Below are 1,053 nucleotides of genomic sequence, written 5' to 3'. Positions count from 1 at the left end.
CGCCTATAGCGAATGTGCGTCTAATGGCGACCCCTTGCCAAGGTATGCAAAGCATACCTCGCAACTCGCCATAGCCGTCTGGCCGTTGGCAACAAGCTGAAAAAATCGAGAATGGAAACAAAATCAATCGAACAATTAGAAAAAGACATTTGGAAAAACCTTTCCGAATTTCCGACTGATTTGGTTGAAAAATGCTATCGTTATCGAAAAATAGCTATTTCGAAATTGACAGACGAACAGATACGACTCTTGATTTCTCAAAAAATCGGGATTGAATATTTAATCGGAATCGCACTCGAAAAACTCGAACGGAATATTTTGACTGAATGTGACTTTTACGAAGGTGATTTACTGATTGCAGTTTCGAGTATTCCGACTGAATTTTGGAATGAAAATCAAACTGATTTTCTGACTTTTAAAAACCTGTGGAACGGAACTCGGAATTAATAATAAATGAACTTGGTGAAAAAAAGTTTAACCAAATAATTGAAAGGACGAATTGAGAACATTAAATAAAATATTTCTCTTAATTATCTCAACGCAACTATCGAGTTGTGGAATAAAAGAAATGGAATTTGACAAATCTAAATGGAATGAAAGATTTGACGGGTTTTATGAATATCGAGAAAATATGGTTCAAGACTTAATGGAAAATCATCTCGAAAGAGGAATGGAAATAAAAAAAGTCGTTGAACTTTTAGGAGAACCAGGAAATTATCATAACAAAAAAGAAAACGAGATAATTTATGAAATAAAGGTTGACTATGGTTGGAACATTGACCCAATGGAAGGAAAAGAATTACATATTGAGTTTGACAAAGATTCAATAATAACTAACTATAAATTAAACCATTGAGAACATTGATAAAAAGCCAGTTGCCAACAATGTATAACCGCAATTACGGCGGATTCGACTACGTCCGAATCCACTCGGAATTGCTAACGTCAGTGCTAAACTGAAAATTAACGCATATTAACCCGTAACTGACGGTTATACGTAACCGATGGTCGATGATACCTCCGGCCCGTAAAAAACCGGGCGGTCGAGGCCGC

At 36.2% G+C, this 1,053-nt stretch carries 2 protein-coding genes; both read left to right on the top strand.

Going from position 1 to position 1,053, the window contains the following annotated elements:
• Positions 1–111: 111 nt before the first annotated feature.
• Entirely contained in the window at positions 112–447 is a 336-nt protein-coding gene (locus BUB37_RS21275; protein WP_244526925.1) for a contact-dependent growth inhibition system immunity protein, read from the top strand.
• Positions 448–499: 52 nt separating this feature from the next.
• Complete coding sequence (locus BUB37_RS21270) at positions 500–856, top strand: hypothetical protein (protein WP_139278181.1); 357 nt, start codon at positions 500–502, stop codon at positions 854–856.
• Positions 857–1,053 lie beyond the last annotated feature (197 nt).

Origin of the sequence: Pseudozobellia thermophila, from assembly GCF_900141855.1 — a bacterium.
Lineage (GTDB): Bacteria > Bacteroidota > Bacteroidia > Flavobacteriales > Flavobacteriaceae > Pseudozobellia > Pseudozobellia thermophila.
The sequence above is the reverse complement of the archived record's forward strand: the minus strand, read 5'-3'. Positions and strand labels throughout refer to the sequence as shown.